This window comes from Paenibacillus chondroitinus NBRC 15376 (assembly GCF_004000765.1).
Lineage (GTDB): Bacteria > Bacillota > Bacilli > Paenibacillales > NBRC-103111 > Paenibacillus_E > Paenibacillus_E chondroitinus.
In genome coordinates, this window is record NZ_BILW01000008.1 from 1 (window position 1) to 20,699 (window position 20,699).

Annotated in this window: 21 protein-coding genes, 1 pseudogene and 1 riboswitch; of the genes and pseudogenes, 1 reads left to right on the forward strand and 21 read right to left on the reverse strand. The window is 45.4% G+C overall.

Translation table 11 applies throughout. The features are described from left to right. Positions 1 to 11 precede the first annotated feature (11 nt). Positions 12 to 416 carry a YkvA family protein gene (locus tag PCH02S_RS11940; RefSeq protein WP_127453484.1) on the forward strand — a complete coding sequence of 135 codons (405 nt, stop codon included), beginning with the start codon at positions 12 to 14 and terminating at the stop codon, positions 414 to 416. A 74-nt stretch (positions 417 to 490) separates the two neighbouring features. Here PCH02S_RS11940 and PCH02S_RS11945 read toward each other — a convergent pair whose 3' ends face one another. The 21 genes and pseudogenes from PCH02S_RS11945 to PCH02S_RS12045 form a co-directional block, all read right to left on the reverse strand. Next, positions 491 to 1,300: an undecaprenyl-diphosphate phosphatase gene (locus PCH02S_RS11945; protein ID WP_127453238.1), complete on the reverse strand. Its 810-nt coding sequence runs from the start codon at positions 1,298 to 1,300 to the stop codon at positions 491 to 493. Positions 1,301 to 1,349: 49 nt separating this feature from the next. Then, positions 1,350 to 2,099, reverse strand: a complete 750-nt coding sequence (locus PCH02S_RS11950; RefSeq protein ID WP_127453239.1) for an ABC transporter permease — start codon at positions 2,097 to 2,099, stop codon at positions 1,350 to 1,352. Between the two features lie 3 nt (positions 2,100 to 2,102). Then, a complete protein-coding gene (locus PCH02S_RS11955; protein WP_246069046.1) occupies positions 2,103 to 2,840 on the reverse strand; it encodes an ABC transporter ATP-binding protein in 738 nt (245 codons plus the stop codon). 56 nt (positions 2,841 to 2,896) lie between these two features. Further along, on the reverse strand, positions 2,897 to 3,553 hold the full coding sequence (locus tag PCH02S_RS11960) for a DUF190 domain-containing protein (protein WP_164819537.1): 657 nt from the start codon (positions 3,551 to 3,553) through the stop codon (positions 2,897 to 2,899). A gap of 5 nt (positions 3,554 to 3,558) precedes the next feature. Continuing rightward, positions 3,559 to 3,924 carry a fluoride efflux transporter FluC gene (locus tag PCH02S_RS11965; RefSeq protein WP_127453241.1) on the reverse strand — a complete coding sequence of 122 codons (366 nt, stop codon included), beginning with the start codon at positions 3,922 to 3,924 and terminating at the stop codon, positions 3,559 to 3,561. Then, entirely contained in the window at positions 3,921 to 4,325 is a 405-nt protein-coding gene (crcB, locus tag PCH02S_RS11970) for a fluoride efflux transporter CrcB (protein ID WP_127453242.1), read from the reverse strand. Before crcB ends, PCH02S_RS11965 begins: the two co-directional genes overlap by 4 nt. Positions 4,326 to 4,437: 112 nt before the next feature. Continuing rightward, complete coding sequence (locus tag PCH02S_RS11975; RefSeq protein WP_127453243.1) at positions 4,438 to 4,812, reverse strand: hypothetical protein; 375 nt, start codon at positions 4,810 to 4,812, stop codon at positions 4,438 to 4,440. A 4-nt stretch (positions 4,813 to 4,816) separates the two neighbouring features. Next, positions 4,817 to 6,151, reverse strand: a complete 1,335-nt coding sequence (locus tag PCH02S_RS11980) for a voltage-gated chloride channel family protein (RefSeq protein ID WP_127453244.1) — start codon at positions 6,149 to 6,151, stop codon at positions 4,817 to 4,819. A 69-nt stretch (positions 6,152 to 6,220) separates the two neighbouring features. Continuing rightward, a riboswitch (Fluoride riboswitch) is annotated at positions 6,221 to 6,280 on the reverse strand. A 202-nt stretch (positions 6,281 to 6,482) separates the two neighbouring features. Further along, positions 6,483 to 6,764, reverse strand: coding sequence for a chromate transporter (locus tag PCH02S_RS11985; protein WP_127453245.1), 282 nt, complete (start codon positions 6,762 to 6,764; stop codon positions 6,483 to 6,485). 465 nt (positions 6,765 to 7,229) lie between these two features. Further along, positions 7,230 to 7,520, reverse strand: a complete 291-nt coding sequence (locus PCH02S_RS11990) for a hypothetical protein (protein WP_127453246.1) — start codon at positions 7,518 to 7,520, stop codon at positions 7,230 to 7,232. A 338-nt stretch (positions 7,521 to 7,858) separates the two neighbouring features. Further along, positions 7,859 to 9,907 carry an NAD-dependent DNA ligase LigA gene (gene ligA / locus PCH02S_RS11995; protein ID WP_246069047.1) on the reverse strand — a complete coding sequence of 683 codons (2,049 nt, stop codon included), beginning with the start codon at positions 9,905 to 9,907 and terminating at the stop codon, positions 7,859 to 7,861. Positions 9,908 to 10,127: 220 nt separating this feature from the next. After that, positions 10,128 to 11,135, reverse strand: a pseudogene (gene ligA / locus PCH02S_RS12000) (NAD-dependent DNA ligase LigA); the annotation flags it as partial. A 58-nt stretch (positions 11,136 to 11,193) separates the two neighbouring features. Beyond that, positions 11,194 to 13,548, reverse strand: a complete 2,355-nt coding sequence (gene pcrA, locus PCH02S_RS12005; protein WP_127453248.1) for a DNA helicase PcrA — start codon at positions 13,546 to 13,548, stop codon at positions 11,194 to 11,196. A gap of 4 nt (positions 13,549 to 13,552) precedes the next feature. Continuing rightward, positions 13,553 to 14,254 carry a heptaprenylglyceryl phosphate synthase gene (gene pcrB / locus PCH02S_RS12010; RefSeq protein WP_127453249.1) on the reverse strand — a complete coding sequence of 234 codons (702 nt, stop codon included), beginning with the start codon at positions 14,252 to 14,254 and terminating at the stop codon, positions 13,553 to 13,555. A 180-nt stretch (positions 14,255 to 14,434) separates the two neighbouring features. Next, positions 14,435 to 14,899 carry a DUF6130 family protein gene (locus PCH02S_RS12015; RefSeq protein WP_127453250.1) on the reverse strand — a complete coding sequence of 155 codons (465 nt, stop codon included), beginning with the start codon at positions 14,897 to 14,899 and terminating at the stop codon, positions 14,435 to 14,437. A gap of 168 nt (positions 14,900 to 15,067) precedes the next feature. Further along, a complete protein-coding gene (locus PCH02S_RS12020) occupies positions 15,068 to 15,796 on the reverse strand; it encodes a spore coat protein (RefSeq protein ID WP_127453251.1) in 729 nt (242 codons plus the stop codon). Between the two features lie 27 nt (positions 15,797 to 15,823). Next, a complete protein-coding gene (locus PCH02S_RS12025; RefSeq protein ID WP_127453252.1) occupies positions 15,824 to 16,048 on the reverse strand; it encodes a hypothetical protein in 225 nt (74 codons plus the stop codon). Positions 16,049 to 16,187: 139 nt separating this feature from the next. Beyond that, entirely contained in the window at positions 16,188 to 17,120 is a 933-nt protein-coding gene (locus PCH02S_RS12030) for a DUF4340 domain-containing protein (protein ID WP_127453253.1), read from the reverse strand. Further along, a complete protein-coding gene (locus tag PCH02S_RS12035) occupies positions 17,117 to 18,505 on the reverse strand; it encodes a GldG family protein (protein ID WP_127453254.1) in 1,389 nt (462 codons plus the stop codon). The genes PCH02S_RS12030 and PCH02S_RS12035 overlap by 4 nt, the downstream gene beginning before the upstream one ends. Before the next feature lie 5 nt (positions 18,506 to 18,510). After that, positions 18,511 to 19,227: an ABC transporter permease subunit gene (locus PCH02S_RS12040; RefSeq protein WP_127453255.1), complete on the reverse strand. Its 717-nt coding sequence runs from the start codon at positions 19,225 to 19,227 to the stop codon at positions 18,511 to 18,513. After that, the gene (locus tag PCH02S_RS12045; protein ID WP_127453490.1) at positions 19,220 to 20,254 is read right to left on the reverse strand and encodes an ABC transporter ATP-binding protein; all 1,035 of its coding nucleotides are present in this window, start codon (positions 20,252 to 20,254) and stop codon (positions 19,220 to 19,222) included. The genes PCH02S_RS12040 and PCH02S_RS12045 overlap by 8 nt, the downstream gene beginning before the upstream one ends. Positions 20,255 to 20,699: the final 445 nt, after the last annotated feature.

Genomic DNA, 20,699 nt, shown 5'->3' on the forward strand with positions numbered 1-20,699 from the left:
AAAAAAAAGTTATGAATAAGGTAGCCACAACTCTCATAGACAAACTTAAGCACCAGGTACGAATTTTAAAACAGAATATTATAGCCTTATACTTGTCTTACAAAGACCCTCGAGTACCGTGGTACGCGAAATGGATTGCGATATGTGTAGTCGCTTATGCATGCAGCCCCATCGATTTAATTCCTGATTTCATTCCTGTACTGGGCTACCTTGATGATTTGATCTTGGTTCCTTTAGGGGTTACCCTTGCCTTGCGATTTATTCCAAAGCCTATACTGGAGGAGTATCGAGAAAAAGCGAAAGAATTGGGGAAAAAGAAACCAAAGAATTGGCTCGTCGGTGCTTTATTCATTGCCATTTGGATTCTTTGCGCTGTTTGGATAGGAATCATGGCTTACAAAATGATGCGACCGTAAAACTAAAAATGACGATACACTTCAAGGAAGAAGGTGTATCGTCATTTTTTTATCGATCAATGAAGAACGACTTCTTAACTCATAATAAAGATAAAGAAAATGGCTGCGACAACAAAACGATAATAGGCAAAGTGAGTCAGCTTTACTTTTTCAAGAATCCGCATAAAAGTAGCGACGGCTGCCATTGCAACGAGAAATGCAACAATAAAACCTACTGCAAAAAAGCCAATGTCACCGGTAGATAATAGTTTATAGCTCTTCAAAAGATCATAACCACTGGCAGCCACCATCATCGGGATGGCGACTAAAAACGAGAAATTAGCAGATGTTTTATAATTTGCATCGACGAGTAATCCACCTGCAATTGTTGCGCCTGCTCTTGAAAAACCAGGCCAAAGCGATAAGCATTGAGCAAGCCCAATTAAGAAAACTTGTTTGTAACTTAACTGGTCGATCGTTTCTGATTTAACAACCGATTTCCTTTTTTCAGCATAAATCATGAAAACCCCACCTACAAGAAGCCCCCATAGCACAGTGTTTGTTGTAAACAAATAGGTTTTGATAACGTCATGTAAAATCGCACCCAGTATCAGTGCAGGCAACATACCAAGCACGATATGTAGCAGATTCATTCGTTGAACGGTTCTTTTTCCGGCCTCCGTCGGTTTCTTCCATCCAAATAATAGATCGGCAATTCGCTTCCGATACAAAACGGCTACTGCGAGAATCGCACCTAATTGGATGACGATTTCAAACGTCTCAGCCTTGCCTCCTTTAAATCCAAGCAAATCTCCCGCTAATATGAGATGACCTGTTGAAGAAATCGGTAAAAATTCGGTGATGCCCTCGACTATCCCTAAAATAATGGCTGTAATATAATCCATTCATATTCTCCTATCCATGCTTAATTATAGTGTTTATTTTAAAAAGTGCTTACAACGAACGCAGGCTCGCCTTTTTTGTAAACCATAATTTATAACTTAAAAGGCTAAGCAAAATGCTGGTTATTCCTGCTGAAGAAGTAAACGCGAACATAATAAGAATTTGATACCTTACCGCTTCTACTGGGTCGGCGCCTGCAACAATCATTCCGGTCATCATGCCCGGAAGTTGAACAAGACCAACCGTTTTCATTCCATCAATAGTCGGAATCATGCTCGCCTTTACGGCACGCTTCATACAATCTTGGATGGATTGGCGTACATTGGCCCCCAGGGAGAGCAAAGCTTCGATCTCCCCTTTGGACGATTGCACGTCACGCTTCATTTGATTTAAAAACAAGCTGGAAACGACCATAGCATTACCAATCGTCATACCGCTTATAGGGATGATATATTGCGGCGTTGGTTCAATGATACGTAAGCTGAGCAAGAGAACCATAATAAGACCTTCTGTTACCGTTATTGATAAGGCAATTCTCCAGCGTATACCTGAAAGCCCTTTTCCTCTTTGTGAGGCATTCCATGATGCCACCGTGATCATGACACCAACAATCAATACAATCAAAATGGGGGCATCCGTATGAAATATGAAGTGAAGGACATATCCTACTAACAACAATTGTATACTGGAACGAATCGTACCGATCGTTATTTCACGTTCAAGCCCGAGTTTCTGCCACATGGAAACAAAAATGGTAATAGCAATAAATACAAGCGTAAAGGCTAAGGCATAGGCTGACATTGACTAATAGTTTCCCTCCTCTCTCAATTGGAGGTAGCGTAGCGCCGCGGATGTCTTAGGCTGCTTAAAAAACGAATCTGAACTCGTATCCTCCAATAGCGTTCCCTCCGCCATAAACCAGACGCGCTGACTGATGGCTTGCGCTTGCTGTATATCATGAGTAATCCAAATCATGGTGACTCCTTCTTGGGTGTGAAGGTCTGTCAATAACTCCTCAACGGCATGTTTACTGTTTTGGTCAAGTGAGGCGGTCACTTCATCCAATAGCAGCACCGGTGCATTTAGCATTAGCGCACGTATTAAAGCTATTCTTTGTTTTTCACCACCTGAGAGGTCACCAGCGTTCTTCCCCCATCCCAAATGTTCAAGACCAAGTGATGCCATCAAAAATTCAGCTCTTCCTTGATCAAATGGAACCCGGTGAATCCGACTTGCTGCCCTCAAATTATCCTCAATAGTCCCCTGCAGCATGACAGCATGTTGGGCTACATAAACGACATGTTTCCTCCACTCCGTAGGTGACCAATCCCGAAAAGAACGATTCTGAAGCCAGAGTTCACCTTCTTCAGGCTCATCAAGCAAAGAAAGCAAGCGTAATAGCGATGTTTTCCCTTGTCCCGATGTTCCGATTAAAGCAATGGTAACTGGTGTTTCAACTATAGCAGATACATCTGAAAAGAGAATGCCATTCTTTTGGGTTGGCAACGCTCTGACGAGACCTTCAAATGATAAAATGGCCAATTCGACAACACTTCCGATTTTATTTTTTTATTGCACAACGACTTTTTTCTAAGGAGTTAACGATCTTCTATCACTTGAATAGGAATGGCAATGGCCAGTCCATCTCCGATTTTGCCCCTTAGCTCCGGAATGATTTGACGGATCTTCTCCGCTTTACCAACACACTCAATGATGACGGGAGCATGAGACGATAACGTGAAGAGCGATTGCTTATGGATGACATGGTCTTTGCCAAAACCTTCGATAGCTTTTGTGATGGTAGACCATATAAGATCATGTTCCTGAAAGAGCTGCAAAATCTCTTCGAAATTGGCAAGCTGAAATACATGCGCTTCTTCCTTCACATACACCCGGAGCATAAGATAGGATTGGTCGTTCATCGAGAGATCCTCCTTCAAAACGTTGATGACTTCCATTAAAGCAATGGCTCCATGGGGAATCATACCTTTCAATTCGGGCAAAATCGTTTCGAGCCGTTCGTAAGTATCGATCGCCTCGATAACAAGCGGTAGGTTACTGAAAGGAATATCCTCCTCCAATAAAACAGATCGTTTATCGTTTTTCTGACCAATTCCCTCATCCGTTCGGACAACGGTAGCCCCATCGACCCCGGACTTCCACAATAATTGCAGAACCTCGTGATACAACGGCCTCCATACACTTTTGCTATCATCGAATTCCCCAACAACAATTTGAAGTAGCCGTAAGCTCATATTGCTCACCCCTTCATCCATGTGCCTCCATAAAAACCTATACCTGCAAATAGAATGCCCAATCCGTAACTCCCCACTACATATACGAACAATACCTTCCACTCTCTTTTTTTAATGAGCTGCACATTTTCCATGTTGAATGTAGAAAATGTCGTATAAGCCCCCATAAAACCGGTTCCTAGAAAAGTGTAGAGGTTTTCATTCCACGCCCCACCGACAAGCAATCCAAGTAAAAAGGAACCTGAGACATTGATGAACAATGTAACACGCGGCAGAATCGGATGAAATTTTTTATTGCCCCAGGTACTAATGATGAAACGGGTACAAGCACCCAAAAATCCACCCAGAGCTACCCAAACCAAACTGATCATAACGGCCTTACCCTTCTTATTTTGCGATGGCTTTGCCGGCGATATATTTGATAACCGAGCCAGGAAAAAACAATCCCGCCCGCCATACTAAGAAGGACATACAACAATGCCATCTCCAGTAATTGGGCTTGAAGTAGAGTAATCGTTTCAACACTAAACGTTGAAAACGTAGTAAATGATCCGATCAGCCCTGTTCCGATACTTAGACGCAACCATGCGGGTAGATTGGAACGAGAGTACGTCCACGTCGAAAACCAACCCAGTACCAAACATCCCAAAAGGTTGATAAGCAAGGTCCCCCATGGAAAGGGAGAACTCCACCAGGCTGCGGTCCAACGTTCAATTAGAAAGCGGAGTATGGCACCTACGCTTCCAAAAAGGCCAACCGCCCAAAAATTCATCTATAGGCCTCCTTTCTCTCTTGCTATTATTCAGGTTATCCAAGTATAGGATTGCCCTTAATGTTTACCTCTAAAATAAACGAGGTAACTATTTAGATCAGATGACGAACCTTCATGTCTTCCTTTCTCTGTTGAGGACTTGATAATGAAATGAAACCTCCTGCCTCCACCGAGGGTTCACGAAACTAATCTGATCAACCCGGTTTAAGCTACGGCCAATGTTAAGCACTAAAGAATGTGTACCGGGTTCACCCAAATCGTAATGGGCAGGTTGGCCATTGGATGGATTTCCGAAGCCTAGTTCCACATCTGTAAAGGACAAATGATTAACTCTAAGAATTCCTTTGGCCAAACGAATGATTAATTCATATTTGCCCACCTGCGGAAAAGTAAGTATCGCTGATGAGTAGCCTCTAGAGAATTGACCATTAAGTTCAATGGTATCCTCGGTCTGTGATAATACCCGATCTTGGAATACCCAACGCATGGAATCACCCCTCTGCTGCCTTGTCGGCCAGTTTCTTTTTGTGTTGCTTAACGGTTGCCAGTGTGGTGCCTTCGGGCACATGTATCGAATGCACTTTGGAAATACCTATTTTTTGCGAAGTATAGATTCCTGTATGACCGGAGGCTAAATAACTGACGATACAGGCAATGAAAAGATACTCCGCCCCATAGGAACCAAACAGCTCGATGCCCATAATGAAGCAAGCGATGGGCGTGCTCGTTGCTCCGCAAAAAACAGCGATAAAGCCCAATGCCGCTAAAAACGGGGCATATAAACCAAATACCTCTGCTAAGGTATGCCCCAAAGTCGCACCGATACCAAACAATGGGGTAACCTCTCCGCCTTGGAAACCAGCCCCAAGCGTGAGCGACGTGAAAAGAAGCTTCCACAAGAAAGCCAGCGATGGAATATCGCCATTGAAGGATTGTTGAATTAATGGAATGCTCAGTCCTAAATAATCTCTTGTTCCAACAACATATACCAGACCGATAACAATCAAGCCGCCGCAGGCGGATTTTAGCATCGGGTTTTTAAAAATCTTGGTATACATCTTCTTCAGAAAATGAGTCAATTCACTAAACACTAAGCTTGTGAGGCCAAAGAGGGCCGAAGCCAAAACGACTTTGAGCACGACCCCTAACGAAAAGTCAGGTACGGGTCCCATTTCGTAATGAATATGATGAACGCCCCAGAATGAAGTCGTAACCAAGTCGCCTACCATACTGGCTACAAAAGCAGGAATTAAGGCTTCATGAGAGATAAGCCCAATAGCCAATACCTCCAAACCGAATACAGTCCCCGCCAGCGGAGTGCCAAATATGGAACCGAAACCGCCGCTTATTCCGCAGATCAACAGCATTTTCCGATCCTTCGCGCTTACCTTCAAGATGCGTCCGAATGCTTCGGCTAAGCTGCCCCCCATCTGAACGGCGGTACCCTCGCGCCCAGCGGAACCCCCAAATAAATGTGTGACCAATGTTCCAAATAAGACTAACGGAGCCATTCTCAAGGGAATCGTCTCTTGTCCCTCATGGATTTGCTCTAAGATCAAATTGTTCCCCTTTGAACTATTCTTTCCGAGCTTTAAGTATAAGTAGCTGACGAATGCACCACCCAATGGCAGTCCGAATAACAGCCATGGGTGAAGGTTGCGAAGGTCAGTAACATATTCCAAGCCTTCCAGGAAGAATGCCGAGGCTGTCCCTGCTAATATGCCTACCCCACCCCCAAGCAGTATCCATTTGATAAAAGTCAAACATAAAGCAAAAGACATCGATTGTTTCGTAAATCTAAGAAGCTTTGCCCTAATTCTAGCCATCTTTTTTAATGCATCCTCTCTAATCATTGTTTTTGGACAAAAAAACAGACTCCTACCAGGGATTAATCATCTCTGGTAGGAGTCATTAGCCTTACGGCGGTTATGGCGAACTCCATCGCCTATTCAACATGAATTAATCTTATTCGATTCCCCTTAATTCGTCAATACGAAATTAGTTAAAGATATATTTGTTACGTAATGCGCATGCTTTCTGACACGTCGTTATTTCGTAATAAATAGAAACAGAGATCGCCAAATTGGAGTAGTACCAGCGTAGCTGTTACTACTCGCGCGCATGGAATTATAATCAAATAAGAAGACCGGCATCTCATTAAGAATTTAATTTTCCAATTACAATACCGCAGACGGCCCCACCGATCAAAATCAGAATTGGATGAAGTTTGGTTTTTGCCGAAACGAGAATGGCAGCTCCTGCAAGTATTAAAGCATTCTGTCCTAAAGAGAACAGGGTTACGCATAGAAGTCCGATATCCGAAGGTGTTGCGCCTTTTCCAGAATCCTTTAACCATCGACTTTTAGCAAAACGTTGAATTTTATTGGCTGCTAAGGCAGAAAACAACCACGAAGAAAAATACACCGATTGTAGCCACAACCTCACCTATAAATCCTGCAGATTGTATCCGACAAATGTAGCTGTGATCAGTATCGGTCCCGGTGTAATGTAGCCAAACGCTGCCGCTGCATTAAACATAAGATGTAACCCATCCCGATTCCGCTACCGGGGTAAGTGAAGCGGAAAAGTACATGGCGCGGGGTTACAACACTCAACGCATGCAAATAAACGAGGAATCAGTCATCGCTGCACAACGATTCCAGCAGAAGAATCGAAACCGCCTGTGGTTCAAGCAGTCTACTGAGTTTACTATACTCCACCCCGGTTTACCGAAGTTTACACAGGCTTTTGATGGCCTACCTGGGTCTACTTGGGTCTACTCAAAACTCTATAATTCTCGATCAAAAAACTATGACATTCCAAGCATGCTTCTTGTAACCAGCTTAGTGCAATCACCCTGTTAACTACAACAACTCATGTATCATCCATCGCCACTTTTGTCTTCTATTTCCTATCAAAATCCCTGTTAACAAGACAATGTAAGCTGTTTATTATGGTGCTTGGCATCTGGAATATCGAAGGTTCGTGCTCGAATTCAGACTCGATGTCGTACATTCCTAAAACAGCCGTAATTAATTTAGGATCTCCTTCATCAAAACCATCCTTTAGGACGTACAATCTATATTGAAAGCCATTGTACTCGTCATTCAAACATTCAAGGTCTGCCAAACCATCAAGTCCGCCCTTGAGGTTATCCTCAATTAATCGGTATAGTTTTAGCCATTTTATTTTCATAGTCACGCAACCTATATTCAATTAGGATCGTTATTATCGTTCAAATGTTCTTCAAGCTTTGAACCAAACCGATATATTCCATAAATCAAGATTCCAATCAACCCACTTTCCAACGCCTGGACATATTCGCTAGCGAGGAGTAGACCAGTCCCAAAACCAAAAAATATCACACAAACTATTTTGAGCATCGTTCCTTCATTTTGGTCTAACCATCTGAGCAAGCCTGACACCTCACTTACATTTAATCTAACCTTAGCTATTATAAGCATAAAGTAAATATAAAAGGTGTGCCACTTATTAAGTATACACACCTTTACGGTCGATCTAAGCTGTCTTTTTTAGTTTAACATGTCAGTGAATTCTTGTTCATCAATTATTTTAACGCCTAATTCCTCTGCCTTTGTTAATTTACTCCCTGCCTCTTCTCCCGCAAGGACAAATGACGTTTTCTTGGAAACACTACTCGATACTTTGCCACCATGCATTTGTATTAATCGGGTAGCCTCGTCTCTCTTTAGATTCGGAAGCGTTCCGGTAATAACAAATGTTTTCCCCGTAAATCTGTCGTCTTTACTTACTTCTGATACTTTTGATTGGGTATTAACACCAGCTTTTTTCAGCTTTTCAATTAAGTCATGTGTACTGCTAAGACTAAAGAAATTCAAAACGCTATTGGCAACTGTCTCGCCAAAATCCGGTAACATAATTAATTGATCGTAGGTAGCGTTACTAATTTCGTCTACATTTGCAAAACTAGACGTCAACGCTCTTGCCGTTTGCTTTCCTACATTCTTTATTCCAAAACCTGTAATCAGCTGGTCCAAGTCATTTTCTTTTGATTTATCAATCGCATTCAGCAGGTTATCAACCGACTTCTCCCGGCCAACTATCCCTTTCTCAATTAGCTCATCACGATATTCTTTAAGGTGATAAATATCTGCGATATTTTTGATATATCCTTCTGACATGAGAGCCTCAACTGAGCTTGGCCCAAAACCTTCTATATCCATCGCATCTTTAGAAGCAAAATAGATGATTCCCCGCATCAATTGGGCTAAGCATTCGTTTCCACCACAACGAATATCCGCTCCATTTTCATCTCTAACTGTAGGAGAATTACAGATAGGACACTCTTGAGGTATTGTGTACTTAACCGCATTGCTCGGTCTCTTCTCAGGAATGCTTCTTACAACTTCAGGAATAATATCTCCTGCCTTTTGTATAACAACAGTATCTCCTATTTGTATATCCTTAGAATCGATAAAGTCTTGATTGTGTAAAGTCGCTTTAGAAACTTCAGTGCCTGCTAATGTTACAGGCTCTAGAAGAGCTAAAGGTGTTAATCTGCCAGTACGCCCTACTTGTACTTTAATGTCTTTAATGACCGTTTCCTTTTGCTCTGGTGGATATTTAAAGGCAACAGCCCACCTTGGCACTTTACTTGTCGTTCCTAATATTTTTCTGTCATTTAGATTATCAACTTTTATAACAGCTCCATCGATACCAAAAGATAATCTCGATCTTTTCTCTCCAATGTCTGATACATACTTCCATATTTCATCTGCTGTTGTACAAACTTTATAGTCAGGGATTGTTATAAATCCTTGTTTTTCTAACCATTTTAAAGTTTCACTATGGGATATGAAGTCTATTCCTTCTGATATTTCGAGATTAAAAACGAATATGTCTAAGTTACGATCTCTAACCACTCTTGAATCTAACTGCCTTAAAGTACCTGCTGCTAAGTTCCTTGGTGTTTTGTACTTTTTACCATTTGTATCTATTTGTTTCTGTATTACTTTTTCAAAGGTTTCATTGGACATATAAACTTCTCCACGAACCTCTAAATAAGGTATTTTAGTTGGAATCTCTTTAGGAATCGAATTTATCTCTAAGAGATTTTCGTAAACTGATTCTCCAACCTCACCATTGCCCCTCGTGATTCCTTCCGTTAATTTACCATTGTGATATCTTAACATTACGGTCAAACCATCAATTTTCATCTCAACTACGAATTTGGGGTTAGAAACCTGTGAGCTTACTTTATTTACAAAATTGTATATCTCCTCTTTTGTAAATGCATCTTGTAGACTTATTACTGGTACATCATGTACTACTTTCCTTAATTCACGTTTAACAGACCCTCCTACTTTTTGTGTAGGGGAATCTGCATTAACATATTCAGGGTGTTTAGTTTCTAGTTCTTCTAGTTCATTAGCAATTCGGTCATATTCATAATCGGTTATTTCTGGCTGTTCCTCATCGTAATACCTTTTGTCATGGTACTCAATTAACTTTCTTAATTCCTCAATTCTTTCCCTCACATTCATGCCAACACGCCCCACACTTATTAAATTATTATTACATTGTTTATTGTATTTTATCATGAGGGCCACTAATTCTTTGTATATTTTTTAAGCATTTCTTTCATGATAATCTTTCTCTGCTTCTTATTTTTAAACAAAAGTCATCATTGAAAAGAGATATATTTCGTTTGTTTCGTTTACTCACAATTTATATTAAACAAAACCCTCGAGTCCCTATACTGATTACATCATTTTAGCAATAACACAATTCTTTACTTTTGTTTGTAAAAGTATACTTATTGCCGGTACGGCCTACTTCCCAAGATACGCTTTGCAGGATCGTTGTTGCTTCTTCGGCTTCAAACTTGTACGCAATCGCCCAACGAGGAAATTTCTCCGTATAGCCAAGCACTTCCCGCGTGCGCATGTCCGTAAGCTTCACGACGCTACCGTCGATGAGGAAATCAAAACCTAAACGCTCTTCGGCGATCCGCTCCAGCTCTGCGCTTACCTCTTCGATCGTATTGAAATACCGTGTACGGTTGCTGATTTTGAAATGGTTGTCCCGTAGGAACTGAACCATATCCGCATGGTTAGCAAACTGAATATTGTCCGAATAACCTACGTTATAGAAGAAAGCGTTCAGTTTGCGCTCTGCGGTTACTTTGGGATTCAGGTTACGCAGTGCTCCGGCGGCTGCATTACGAGCGTTTTTGAGCGGCTCTGCGGCCGTCTGATTGTACGCTTCAAGGACAGACAGGAACATCATGCCTTCACCCTGCACCTCAATCGTCCCTTGATCATAAGGAATCTCGAGCGGGATAGATTTAATCGTCTTGATCTGTGCTAAAATCCCTTCTCCTACGGTACCATTTCCACGCGTGGAGGCCTGTTTAAGCTGACCCGCTTCATAGGTAAGATTGAGCGTAAGCCCATCAAACTTTAATTCCACAACATAGGTAGGGTCCGGCAGAGGGGTTTCCGGGTTCTTGCTGTTATAGTCGGCAATCAATTTAAGAACACGTGTATGCCAGGTTTGCAGATCTTCCGCATTTTGCGCTTTGTCCAAGCTCCAAAGACGGGCTAGATGGCGGTGCGGTTCGAAACCTTTCAGGATATCGGCGCCCACACGCTGGGTTGGGGAAGAAGGCAGGATGGTTCCCGTCTCCTTCTCCAGCGCTGTTAATCTATCATATAAAGCGTCCCACTCGGCATCCGAAATCGTCGGTTGATCGAGCGTGTAATAATTATGATTGTGCTTGTTAATTTCTTGGATGAGGGTTTTCATTGCCGCGATGGCATCTGTCATTACGGGCTCTTCCTCTCTAATGGGAAATGGGTAATCCAAGGCTGAAAAAGTTCTGCCCCTACATTTTGGTAATCGGGGCGAATTTCGCCAGCAGGCGCTTAAGTCCATTAGGCGCCGGAAAAGCAATTTGCAGCTCGGTGTCGTCACCCGAGCCTTTCACGGACACAACGGTGCCGACGCCCCACTTGCCATGCGACACTTTGTCGCCGGCTTTGTAGTCCGGCACCGGGCCGCCTGCGGCAGGCTGCGGAGCCCGGAAAGCAGGCGGCTTCGCAGCCGCTGCGGGGCTTGGCGCAGCCGCGCCGGCACTTGGCCGTCCGAAGGAGGACGGCGTGCCCCAGGCAGACGAGCCGCCGGAACCGCGGCTCGCCTGAGAGGCGGCGGCGCTGCTGCCTCCGCTGCTGCCCCACGAGCTGGCGCGGCCACCTCGTGAGAAGCCTCCGCCGATGGCACCTCCCATCGAGACTTTCTCCAGGAGTTCCGGCGGAATCTCCTGCAGGAATCGCGATGGCGCGTTAGCGGCGGTGCGGCCAAAGAGCGTGCGCATGCGCGCGCACGTGAGGAACAGCTCTTCCTCGGCGCGCGTGATGCCGACATAGGCCAGACGGCGTTCCTCTTCAAGCTCTTCGTTATCGGCAAAAGCCCGGCTGTGCGGGAAGACGCCTTCTTCCATCCCGATGATGAAAACAACCGGGAATTCCAGACCTTTGGCGCTGTGCATCGTCATTAATACGACTGCGTCTTGTTCTTCCTCAGGTTGGTCTTTATCTAAGGTATCGATATCGGCGATAAGCGCCAAATCGGTCAAGAACGAAATGAGGGACTTGTCTTCGTTGCGTTTCTCAAAGTCCATGGTCACGGACAGGAACTCTTCAATATTTTCGAGACGAGCTTTGGATTCAATCGTATTTTCCCGCTGCATTTCCAAACGGTACTGAGATAGCTCCAGCACCTTCTCGGTAAGTTCTGTCACGGATAAGTATTCAACCATCCGGTTCAGATTATCGATCATCTCACGGAAATCAGCCAACGCGTGCTTCGCTTTGGCATTAATCTCAAGAACGTCGATCTCCTCCAGCATGGCAAATAACGAAATCCCGCGGCGTCCCGCCATCTCCGCAACTTTATCCATGGTGGTGCCGCCGATCCCCCGCTTCGGAACGTTGACGATCCGATTCAAGCTGATATCATCGTTGGGATTGGAAATGAGCCGCAAATAAGCCAAAATATCTTTGATCTCTTTACGGTCATAGAACTTCACGCCGCCAACAATCGTATACGGAATGTCGGATTTAATGAGAATCTCCTCTATTACCCGTGATTGCGCATTCGTCCGGTAGAGGATGGCATGATCGGCGAACTTTTTACCTTTGGACTTGTTTTTGTTAATTTCACCTGTTATGAAATAGCCTTCTTCATGTTCCGTGTCGGCTTGGTATAGCTTGATGCCTGCGCCGCCCTCTTTGTCGGTCCACAAATTTTTGGGCTTACGGCCCGTATTGTTGGCGATGACTTTATTGGCCGCGTTCAAAATATTCGAGGTGGAGCGGTAATTTTGCTCTAATAAAATGGACGTGGCATCCGGGTAATCATTTTCAAAATTAAGAATATTCGTAATGTCGGCTCCGCGCCAACGGTAAATGGACTGGTCGCTGTCCCCTACGACGCAAATGCGCTTATGTTTGGCAGCAATCATTTGACACAGCATATACTGCGCCCTATTCGTATCTTGATACTCATCGACGTGAATATATTGAAATTTGTTTTGATAGTAATCCAGAACTTCCGGTACTTCTTTAAACAAATGAATAGTAGCCATAATCAGGTCATCGAAATCCAGAGAGTTGTTGCTTCTGAGCTTTTTTTGGTAAAGCGTATAAATTTTCGAGGTCAGTCCGTCGAAGTAGTCACCGATTTTATCTTCAAATTGTTTAGGAGAAATAAGTTCGTTTTTGGCTGTAGAGATTGCCGCTTGAAACGTCTTGGGTTCGTACTTCTTCGTATCGATGTTGAGTTCCTTGCAGCAGGTTTTGATCACGGAGAGCTGGTCGCCTGAATCCAGAATCGTAAAATTCGAGGTGAAACCGATTCGCGAAATATCTCTGCGCAGCATACGCACACACATGGAGTGAAACGTGGAAACCCAAATATCGTTCCCGCTCCCGCCGACCAATTTGCCCACACGCTCCTGCATCTCACGTGCTGCTTTATTCGTAAAGGTTAACGCTAGAATGCTCCATGGCGCCGCTTTGCGTGTGCCGATGAGGTAAGCGATCCTATGCGTGAGCACCCGCGTCTTTCCGCTTCCCGCGCCAGCCATAATCAAAAGTGGACCGTCAACCGCTTCAACCGCTTTGCGCTGCTGGGGATTCAACCTTTTAATCGCATCTAAGATATTGACTGTCTCGTTCATTAAGTTACCTTCCTGTTCTATCAAAGTTCACGTTCACTGTCTGAAGCGCCTGCTCCAGATCACTATAGATGATGTTGCCTACGACAATGGTATCTGCCACTTCCGCCGCTTGCTGCGCTTTGGCCAAGCTGTCGATGCCGCCCCCATAAAATAAACGGGCATTCTCCAGAACTTGCCGCGTCCTCCGCACCAGCTCCATATCGCCGAAGACACCGCTGTATTCCAAATATACAATTGGCATGTTAAATAACTTGTCCGCCATTCGTGCGTAAGCCGCAACGTCTTTGGCATCCAAGTTCGCACGAGCTTTCGTCAGCTTCGCCGCCGCAGCCTCGCTATTGAGAATCACATAACCTTCCGTTACAATCTCATCCCAATTGAGCAGAGAACCATACTCCTTCAACGCTTCATGATGCTGCCCGACGATCCAATTCGGATCTTCCGCATTGAGCACCACGGGAATAAAAAAGAGATCGAAGCCGGGGACGATAGCCTCTTGGCTAGAAATTTCAAGTACACACGGCAATTCGTACTGGCGAATCCGGGCCATGAGGTCTACGGTATTATCAAACGTTACGCCCGTTGAACCTCCAACCATTATTGCATCCGTTCCCGACTGACAAATGAGGTCAAGAGCCTCATCGGATATATCACGATCAGGGTCCAGCTTAAAAACATGATTCCACTTCCGTATATCGACAATCAATTGTTTCCCTCCGATTAGGCGGCAATCCTGCCATACTATCAACAGTCTATGCTACCCATTCGGGTGTGTCAAATGACAAAAGACGGGCTATTTGCCCGTCTTTTCAAAGAATATGCTTACAGTGTGTTCCGATCTTCACGCGAGTTAGTTTTCCGCCTGAATGCGCACAAATGTTCCCACTTATTTCACTTCAATGTTAAGAATTTTCTCAACATTCAGGTCTTTGTGATCATTTTGCTGAAGTTCTAGGCGAATTTCGTGTTTACCAGCAGCTAAATTGTTCAGCGTTAACGGACCTGTTTTGCCGATCATCGCTTTCTGCTTGCCATCAACGTACAGATGCAGATGTCCTTGCCCCTGTACATTGGCTTTATCCATACTATCGGCGGATAGTTGGAAATTTGTTGTCTGGTACGTAATGGTTACATTTCTGCCATCCACTTTGGAAACTTGCGCATCAATAGCCGGTTTGGCGCCTGAAGCCACCGTTTTCACACTGCTTTCTGCTTGGCCGCCTGCCACCGTTGTCGCTACCTTGGGGCCTGCTCCGGTTGAACTAATGACTTCCTCTTTAGAACCGCATGCAGTTGTCACTGCTCCAAGTAACATTAAAGTCGCTGCGCCGTAAATCCATGTTTTTTTCATCAGCTCTACTCCCTTTTCCCATAAGTTTGGACATCCTTGTTCCTTATATATGTGTGACAAGCCGCTTCCATACCTTGATTGTGAGAAAAGTGGGACAAAATTAAAAAATAGTTGGGACGTAGAACAAACAAAGACGCCCTAAGCTTAGCGCTGCGGACGTCTAGTTGGTTAAAAGCTGTATTTGCTGCCTTCGTGTTGTTTGTTCATGTAGGAATTCTCGCCAGTTACATTGGAAGTTTGGCGGGAAGCGATGCTTGAATTCGCCGATTTGCCCGTCATACCTGCATTCTCTGATGCTCCGTAGCTTTGGGAGTAACCATAGCTCGTTTGGCCGTAACCTTGCCCTTGATTATTATGCACAGCATTCGGATACTGGGACGTATTGATGATTGGTTGGATTGGCGCCTGATGTTGATGCAGGCCAGCGATTGGATTGTGCTGTTGGCTTTGCGCCTGTTGGTGCTGAATTTGCGAGTACTGCTGCTGTTGTTGTTGCGGCTGCTGCTGGGAAATCCCCATCGACTCCTGCTGTTGGTAGCTCATCGTCGTCGATGCCTGGCTCAAATTCTGGTGCACGAAAGACTGAAGCTGAGCTGCGGTCTGGCCTTGTTTCTGCAGCTCCTGTTGGATTCGCTGCTGCTCAGCCGGCTGTACCTCGTAGTATCCGAGCTTTTGAATTTCTTGAAATAAAGTCGCATGACATTGAAGTGTCTTGGTCAATAAAGTTTGAAAGGTCTGTTTAATTTGGGGATTCACGGCCTCTGTGACCGCTGTTGTGTACTCCCCTGCACTGCGTTTCAACTCGGATAGAACTAAATTAGCAAGGTCCTGCTCCTGCAAAAGCACCTGGTGCTGCTGCTGTTGCTGCTGTTGTTGGTAGGCATTTTGTTGATACATGCTTCTTGCACCTCCTCTGTGTACGTGTTAGTGGGTCAAGCCTGATTGCTGCTGCAGCGTGTTGATGAGGATGCTGACGCTTTGGAGCCGTTCTTGGGAAAGCTGAGACATGGTTTGCTTCAATGATGGACTTTGGCTGCCAACAGAAGCGTGCACGCAAAGCTTTGCTAACAAATCTTCATTCTTCAACGTATCCGATAGGTACGAGAGCTCCTTGCCGGTAATGGTTTGGTTCCCTTGATTGTTGTACATGTGAATGTTACCCTCCTTTCCATTCCTTCTTTGTAGGTTTCCCAAAAATTGCCGTTTTATGTCGTTTGGTAAAAAAATCCCACAAAATTCGTCCAATGAAAAAAGCCCCGAACAGCATGCAGCTGTCAGGGCTTTCTTTCTATGAAGCAGGCTGCGCCGTCTTACCGGCATAAGCATCCGCTAATTTCTGTATGTCTGCCGCTGCAAGTTGGAACGACCATGTCCCGCCCTGCTTAGCCAGCCAGACTTGGTCTTGGCTTACTTTACCTTCATAAACCTCGGTAACGTCTTTGCCGTCTACGGACAAACCAAGCTCGATTTTGAGCTCGCCGCCTGCCGTCGGCTTCTGAGCGAGCGGCTGTGGCAGCTCGGCGCTATGCAGAAAGACCAGCTCATCCAGCAAAGGACTCGCATCCGCGCCTTTCAGATCCTTATCGCCAAGCTTCCAGTTCGCCTCAGCAGCCACTTTGTCCTTGTCGGTTTTGGCAAGCGTCCAGGTCTGACCCTTCCAAGTGACCTTCACCGACTGAACCTTGTCATTCTCGATCTTGAAAGGGCTTGTTTCGGCAAAGTCAACCGGAGCCTTGTTCAGCGAAGACAACGATTGATCACTGACTTGGTAAACAACTGGAGAACCTTCCACCTGAACGTAGGAGAAGCCTTGGATTGGAAGGGCAGTTCCGACCAGAAGCCCCTTTTTAGAGCCATCTTTCATCGTGACTTCATAAGTGCCAACAGGCTTATCTAAGCCATAATTGGCTAAATTACTCGCTTGTTCTTCCACAACTTTGGTCGAAGTCACTAAACCGATAGCATCCAGCCACGAATCAACCTGATTCGCATTTATCGGCGCCGCAGCCGGCGTTTTCATCTCCCAGCCGCTGTCCGTGCGGTTTAGATCAATCTGCTGTTCTTCGGTTTTCACCGCAAGGGACTTCACATCTTCTTGTTTTAGCGTGAGAAGGGTTTTCGGTTCTTCTTTTTTCTCTTGAAAGAAGTCTTTGCTCGAAGCGTACCAGAAACCGCCGATACAAATAACCACTAACAGAATCGTAGGAATAAACCGTTTCATCCTCTTCTCCTCCTCCACCAGATCAAGCCGCCGATGACCAAGAACAAGAGCGGTAAGAACACGATCGTGACCAAGAAAATCGTATTCGCCTGGCTAGGCGTAATCATCGCTTGCTGGAAGGCATCTCCTTGACGCGGACGAATCGTAATTTGATCCTTCTGCTCCTGCAGCCAACCGATACTGTTCATTGCAAAATCTTTATTCCCTTGGTTCTGAATATCTTGATCCAATACGAACGTCGAACCACCAAGAATAACAGCCTTAGGCTTGTTATCTTTGTTCGAAATCGCATAACCCAAATTCAACGGGCCTTTGACATCCGTCGCATCCTGTTTCGTTTTGGATTGGGCCAAAAGGTTAATATCCGTTTCACCGTAAGCTTTGTCCGTCGTTTTCAAAAGCAGCGATTGCGTGTAATCCGGCGCACTTTCATCTGCATTCAAGCTCACTGCCAGCGAAAGCATCGTAACGAGATTATTGCTCGAAAGCTTGTTCGTAATGTCGTGAGAACCGTAGTCCGGAATGATCGTTAACGGATCGTACAGCGACGTTTGTTTTGGCTCAATGGCGATTGCGTGCTGATCCTGGATACCATATGTTTTCATGATGGCATCGATATTTTTCCACTTGGTCGCCATATCTTTATCAAAGCCCAGCGCCATGTAAATTTTACCTTTATCCTTCAAATAAGCCTTAATCAGTTCAGCTTCTTTGTCGTTCAAATCGTTTTGCGGACCTAGCAGCATAAGCATCTGCGCGTCGTCAGGTATTTTACCTTCAACATACAGATTGAGATCCTTCACCGTGTAATTGGCGGCTTCCAGACTGCTTCTCAAGATTGACATCGCCGTCAGGGGATACTCTTGGTGACCGGAAAGCATGTACACCGTGTGTTTCTCCGTAGATGTTAAGCTTGTAATGGCTTGCGTGAACTTCTCTTCCCCTGAAAACGTGTAAGATCCGTCCTGCTGACCCACGAACAATTCGTAGAAATTCACGTTCTGTTTCTTGGTACCCATTTCAAAAACGAGCGTGCCGCCTTGATCGACACCATATTGCTTAGCCATAGACGGCTGTTTCAGCATATCGTATTCGTCATACGTGATTTTGCTGCTTTGCTTCTTATATTCCTGGATCATATCCGTAACCTGACGCGTTACGAACTCATTGTTGTCGCCGCTGTTTGTAAAAGCAATAACATGAATATCTTGATTTAGATTTTTAAGCGTGTTGACCGTTTGCTCCGAAAGCGTGAAATTTTTGTTTTTCGTCAAATCGACCTGAAAGCCTTTCAGCGAGTGAAGGAAAATGGTCAGAATGATGAAAATACCGATCACCGCGATGGATAAAACTGTCGCATTCGTTCCCCGTATCCACTTGTTCATCCCGCTCACCTCCAACGCTTTCTTTCAAGGACTTGTATGCTAAGAACGAGAAATACCGCTGTTAATGTGACATAAAAGAGGATGTCTCCACCATGCAGAACGCCTTTTTGCAGGTTCGTCAAATGACTCGTCAATGAGAATTGACCGACATAATCCTTCAGTTTGCCTGTCATGCTGGAGCTCACCCAATCAAGCAGCCACAGCAGCAGCAAAATCACAAAACCGGTGATACCCGCAACCATCTGGTTATTAGATAGGCTGGATGCGAACAGGCCAATAGCCATCATCGCGCATCCTATCAGGAACATGCTCAAATAGGAAAGCCATAACACAGGCTTATCCATCTCTCCGAAAGCGGACATGATAAGCGGATAAATCAAGGAAATCGCCACCAGTCCTACCTGCACGATGAAAGCGGACAAATATTTACCCATCACAATTTCACCGATGCCTGCAGGCGATGTAAGCAAAAGCTCATCCGTGCCTTGACGGAATTCATCCGCGATCAGACGCATCGTCAATAACGGGATGATAAACAGATAGATAAACGAAGTGTTGCCTACCACGGAACGCGCATCAACAATCGGCGGCTGACCGCTTACAAAATTGATGTAGAAGAAAAAACTGGACAGCAGCACATAGAAAGCGAAGGCTACATAAGCAACTGGCGAAAAGAAATACATTTGCAGCTCTTTCGAGCAGATCGCCCAGATTTTACGCATCGTTGTCTTCCTCCTCTTCCGATTTGCTGTCCGCTTCGGCAGGCTCGTCCGTCGTCAGCTTGAGGAAGATATCCTCCAGGCTGAGGCTTTCGCGCTTCATCTCGAGAATCGGGTATCCTGCGCCGGCCAGGCGGAAGAACAGATCCTCACGGATATCCGAGCGATCCGCAGAAGTGACGAGCAGCTTCACGGACTCCTTGGCGGCAGGAGCTTCTTCAGCCGCAGGCTCTGCGGATGCTTCCTCTACCGGAGCTGGAGCATCAAGCTCTTTCACGTCAGCGACCGTGCCCAAGCTGCGCAGCTCGGTCAAAATCCGCTCGCGAGGTCCCTTGACCTCGAGGGACACTTCAAACGTCTCGCCCATCGTGCGGCCGAGATGCTCAGGACGCTCGTCGAGTACGACGCGACCTTGGTTAATAATGAGAACGCGGTTACAAATCGCGTTGATTTCGGGCAAAATGTGCGTGCTCAGCAGCACTGTGTGGTTCTCGCCCAGCTCATGAATCAGCTGGCGGATTTCGATGATCTGCTTCGGATCGAGGCCTGACGTAGGCTCGTCCAGAATTAGCAGATCCGGTTGGTGCAGAATCGCTTGCGCGAGGCCCAAGCGCTGTTTGTAGCCTTTGGACAGCGAGCGAATAATCTGCTTCTCGCGGCCTTGCAGACCGAGCTTGTCGATTGCTTCGCCGACGCGCAGCTTCTGCTCCCGTGCCGGCACATCGCGAAGATTCGCGATAAAACGCAGGTACGATTGCACCGTCATTTCCGGATAAAGCGGCGGCGTTTCCGGCAAGTAGCCGATTTTGCGGCGCGCTTTCTTCGGATTGTCCGCCATGGAGTGGCCGTCCACCAGGATTTGGCCGTGCGTCGGATTCAAGTAACCCGTGATCATGCGCATTGTCGTTGTTTTGCCAGCACCGTTAGGCCCTAAAAAGCCGACGATTTCGCCGCGCTGCATCGAGAAATCGATGTTATGTACGCCGCGATCATTTTCGTACAGCTTGCTGACTTGTTTGACCTCAAGCATCCAAGATCCCCCATTCATTCTTTCGTTCATAGTAACCATCATCACTATACGCGTGGAACAATAAACCAACCTTAAGCAAATCTGAAAAATACATTAAAAAGTTGTGTCTGAATTGTGAACAAAATATGTAGTTTAAGCCTTAATTTCAGTCTAAACCAGCAAAAGTTAAGTTAAACACGGAGAATGAAATACTTCTGCGTCGGGGTGAGCGCGTTTGGGCGGAGCTGCATAGCGGAGTGGATTGGCCAGCACAGCGAAAGTAAAGTGTGCCTGCGGGGCACCTGGGGAACTACAAGACCTTGTTTCCGCAAAGAGACCCGTTACAAGTGAAAATGCCGAAATAGCGGAACCTGAGGGCACTATTTGTGTCCTCAAGGTTATTCCAGAGCTTTTCGGGGAACTACAGGGCTTTATTTCTATGAATCTGGCGGAAACTCAGCCAAAT